We start from the raw sequence: 4,018 nt of genomic DNA on the forward strand, positions 1-4,018 counted from the left end.
ACGCGTGTCGAATCCGTCCGTCCGGGACCGCACGCTGTACGTACGGTTCGTCCCGCCGAAATGCCCGAAAAAAGTCCCGGACCCCCTACCCGTCCCGCCCCCCCCTAAGCCAACAACCCCCGCAACGGAAACACCGCCCGCCGAGCAGCCACCACCGCCTGATCAAGCCGGTCGGCGGGGTCATACCCCGACTCCCAGTCCGCGTAGACCACCGGCCACCGCCCATCCGTCATCCGCCGCGGCCCCAACTCCCGAGTCCGAGCGAACACTTCCTGCCGCCACCCCTCAGGAATCATCGCCTCGGGCGCAATCTCCCGCCCCGCAGCAATCGCCACAAGATGCGTCCACGACCGAGGCACGACCTCCACCACGGCGTACCCACCCCCACCCAACGCGACCCACTTCCCGTCCGCGTACGCGTGCGCCAACTCATGACAAGCCACCTGCACAGCCCGCTGCGCGTCCAACGACACCGCGAGATGAGCAAGCGGATCCTCGAAGTGCGTATCGGCCCCGTGCTGAGTCACCAGCACCTGCGGCCGAAAGTCCGCGATCAACTCCGGCACGACCGCATGAAACGCCCGCAGCCACCCCGCGTCCCCGGTCCCAGCGGGCAACGCCACATTGACCGCGGCCCCTTCCCCCGCCCCCGCCCCGGTCTCCTCCGGCCACCCGGTCTGCGGAAACAACGTCCGAGGATGCTCGTGCAGCGAGATCGTCAGCACCCGGGGATCCTCCCAGAACGCGGCCTGCACCCCATCCCCGTGATGCACATCCACATCGACATACGCGACCCGCTCGGCCCCCAACTCCAACAACCGGGCAATGGCGAGCGAGGCATCGTTGTAGATACAGAACCCGGAAGCGGCCCCCGGCATAGCGTGATGCAGCCCACCGGCGAAGTTCACGGCATGAGACACATCCCCGCCCCACACGGCTTCAGCCGCCCCCACCGACTGCCCGGCGATCAGAGCCGACACCTCATGCATCCCGGCGAAGGCAGGGTCGTCCATGGTCCCCAGCCCATACGCCCCGTCCGCCGACTCCGGATCGGCCGAGGCGGCCTTCACCGCCTCGACGTAGTCCTCCCGGTGAACCAACCGCAACGTCGACTCACCCGCAGGCTTGGCCGCGACGACCTCCACGTCCTTGTCGAGCCCGAAGGCGTCGACAAGACTCCGGGTCAGGGCGAGCCGGACCGGGTCCATCGGATGGTCCCGGCCGAAGTCATAGCCCGTTACTGCCTCGTCCCACATCAGCTGTGCGCGCCCGCTCATGCCCGTCACCGTACCGGCCCTCCGCCGGCGCGAACGAGCGGGCGTACACCAACGTCACCAGCACCAACACCATCGGCACGAGCATCGCCCCGCGATAACTCCAGGCATCCCCCAACGCCCCCACCAACGGCGAACCGATCAGAAACCCCACGTAGTTGAAGACATTCAGCCGAGCGATGGCCGTATCGGACGCCCCCGGGAACAACCGCCCGGCCGCCGCGAAGGTCTGCGGCACCAACACACACAGCCCGAGCCCCAGCAACGTGAACCCCAGCATCCCGACCCCGGCCCCCGGCGCCACGGCCACCACCGCGAACCCGAGCGCGGCCACCACAGCCCCCAGCCGTACGACGGCCACGGCCCCGAACTTCCGCACCCCGAGGTCCCCGATCCCCCGCCCGACCAGGCACATCACCATGTAGACGTTGTACGGAACGGTCGCGACCTGCTCAGAACTCCCCAGCACGTCCTTCAGGTACTTCGCACTCCAGTTGGAGACGGTCGAGTCCCCGATGTAGGCGAAGGTCATCACCAGACACAACGGCAGCAGCAACTTGAAGACCAGCGGCCCAGCCTCGGCCCCCTCGCCCTCCGCCTCCGGCCCGCTCCCGTCGACGTACCACCGACTCCCCACAAAGGCCGCCGGCAGCAACACCGCCACCACGGGCAGATACGACACCCACAGCGCGAGATGCCAGTGCGCCCCCGCCCACGCCAGCGAGGCCCCCACGATCCCACCCAGGCTGTACGCGGCATGGAAGCTGAGCATGATGCTCCGCCCGTACGTCCGTTGCAGACTCACCCCGAGCATGTTCATCGAGGCGTCCAGCGCACCCACCCCGAGCCCGAACGCCCCGAGCGCGACCGCCAGTTCGGCCATGCTGTCGCCCGCCCCGACCCCGAGCAGCGCCAGCAGCACGACCGGCTGGGACCAGCGCAGCAGCACGCTGGGCCGTATTCGCTTCACCAGCTGCTCGGTGGTCACACTCCCGACGCCGGCGAGGATCGGCACGGCGGCCAGGAAGACGGGCAGCAGCCCGTCCGAGACCCCGTACCGGTCCTGGATCGCGGGGATACGTGTCACGAGCAGCGCAAAGGTGGCGCCCTGAGCGAAGAAGCTGAACGCCAGCGAGGCCCTACCGCGCCGCAGCACATCTGTCATGGCCGCGAGCGTAAGGGTCCCGGCGTACCCGTGGGTAGATCCAGCCAAAGATGAATTCGGCTCACCTTTACCGAGCGACGACCAACGAGGGAAGAACCGCAGGTGCGGGGGCATGTCCGCCCTTCAGCTCACCGGCGATCATGTCCGCCATGGGCCCAACAGCAAGACCACCACTGACGACGGCCGTCACACCTATCGTCCCGATCATCACGACCGTGCCCAGCCACACCATGGTGTCCACGGGCAGTGTGTAGGCCCCGACGACCCGGGCGACACACTCGCCGAGCAATGCGACACCCCACACCACGGAGAATCGCCGCTCGGCCCGCCGAAAGGCCGCCGACCCTGTCAACAGCCGCTCAAAGGCGGCCTCCCGCTCCGGCTCCCCCTTCACCAGCCAGGGCTTCATCCCGGCGGTCATCATCGGCCGCCCCATCGCCACCGACACCAACACCCCGATCCCGATGGCGCTGCTGACCCCGCTGTCCTTGGCGAGCATGAGCCGAGGATCACCGGCGACGAGGCTGAGCGACAGCCCGACGACATTCACGAAGAGGATCAACGCGGCAAAGGCGTTGATCGTCCGCTCGACGACTATCCCCCACACCGTCCGCACCGCCGGCACCGCACTGCTCCACCCCAGCGCCGCCACGGTGCCCATCCCGAACCCGCTCTTCAGCAGGTAGTACGACCCGATCGGCACCGCCACGTCCAGGAGGAGCGGCGCGAGGTTCTTCTTCCTGGAGCCCGCGTTCGTCGTCATGCATTCAGACTGCCGCAGAGCCCCCGGCCACCAGTAGAACCGATCGTCCGGTCCTCGGCATGACAAATGTCAGACGAGCAGGTCAGGCAAGTCCCGCATGTCACCGAAGAGTTGGTTGGCCCCGGAAAGCCGCTCAGCAGGCGTCATGGCGGTGAACCCGTACACATCCATCCCGGCCGAGACAGCGGCCCGCACCCCCAACGGACTGTCCTCCACGACCACACACCGCTCCGGCGCCACACCCATCTGCTCGGCGGCATACAGGAACAGGTCCGGCGCCGGCTTCCCCCGCCCCACGTCCTCGGAACTGAAGACCCACTCCTCCTCGAACCACTCGTCCAGCCCTGTCGCCCAGTGCCCCGCCCGAATCCGCGCATGACTCCCGGACGACGCCACGCAGTACGGCACCCCGTCCGCGACCAGCCTCTCCAGCACGTCGACGGCCCCGGCGACCGGCTTCAACTCCCGCTCGAACGCGGCGAACACACGAGCGTGGAAGACATCGTCGAAGTCGTCCGGCAACCGCTGCCCGGTCCGCTCCTCGACAAGATCGTGGACGCGGTGCATCGCGGAGCCCATGTAGTCGCGGATGGACTCCTCGTACGAGGTCGGGTGCCCGAGCTCCGTGAGATAGCCGGCCAGGATCCTGTTGGAGATGGGCTCACTGTCGACGAGGACACCGTCGTTGTCGAAGATCACGAGTTCGTAGCGCATACCGCTGAGCCTAAACGCAGAAAACCCCCGTACCGAATTAACGGTACGGGGGTTCTCGCAATATTTGTTCGGCGGCGTCCTACTCTCCCACAGGGTCCCCCC

General features: G+C 67.7%; 4 protein-coding genes. All 4 read right to left on the reverse strand.

Translation table 11 applies throughout. The features are described from left to right. Positions 1-104: 104 nt before the first annotated feature. The 4 genes from ACWIHT_RS47110 to ACWIHT_RS47125 all read right to left on the reverse strand — a co-directional run bounded on the left by ACWIHT_RS47110 (position 105) and on the right by ACWIHT_RS47125 (position 3,916). Complete coding sequence (locus ACWIHT_RS47110) at positions 105-1,277, reverse strand: acetoin utilization protein AcuC (protein ID WP_456174808.1); 1,173 nt, start codon at positions 1,275-1,277, stop codon at positions 105-107. Further along, positions 1,228-2,439 (reverse strand): MFS transporter, encoded by a 1,212-nt coding sequence (locus ACWIHT_RS47115; protein WP_456174809.1) that lies wholly within the window; start codon positions 2,437-2,439, stop codon positions 1,228-1,230. The genes ACWIHT_RS47110 and ACWIHT_RS47115 overlap by 50 nt, the downstream gene beginning before the upstream one ends. 67 nt (positions 2,440-2,506) lie before the next feature. Then, on the reverse strand, positions 2,507-3,202 hold the full coding sequence (locus ACWIHT_RS47120; RefSeq protein WP_456174810.1) for a VC0807 family protein: 696 nt from the start codon (positions 3,200-3,202) through the stop codon (positions 2,507-2,509). A 69-nt stretch (positions 3,203-3,271) separates the two neighbouring features. Then, positions 3,272-3,916 carry an HAD family hydrolase gene (locus ACWIHT_RS47125; protein WP_456174811.1) on the reverse strand — a complete coding sequence of 215 codons (645 nt, stop codon included), beginning with the start codon at positions 3,914-3,916 and terminating at the stop codon, positions 3,272-3,274. Positions 3,917-4,018 lie beyond the last annotated feature (102 nt).

It is taken from the genome of Streptomyces sp. NPDC002276, from assembly GCF_053891435.1.

Excerpts from the sequence above, each read along its gene's own strand:
- ACWIHT_RS47110 (WP_456174808.1), bottom strand. The coding sequence starts at position 1,277 with ATGAGCGGGCGCGCACAGCTGATGTGGGACGAGGCAGTAACGGGCTAT.
- ACWIHT_RS47115 (WP_456174809.1), bottom strand. The coding sequence starts at position 2,439 with ATGACAGATGTGCTGCGGCGCGGTAGGGCCTCGCTGGCGTTCAGCTTC.
- ACWIHT_RS47120 (WP_456174810.1), bottom strand. The coding sequence starts at position 3,202 with ATGACGACGAACGCGGGCTCCAGGAAGAAGAACCTCGCGCCGCTCCTC.
- ACWIHT_RS47125 (WP_456174811.1), bottom strand. The coding sequence starts at position 3,916 with ATGCGCTACGAACTCGTGATCTTCGACAACGACGGTGTCCTCGTCGAC.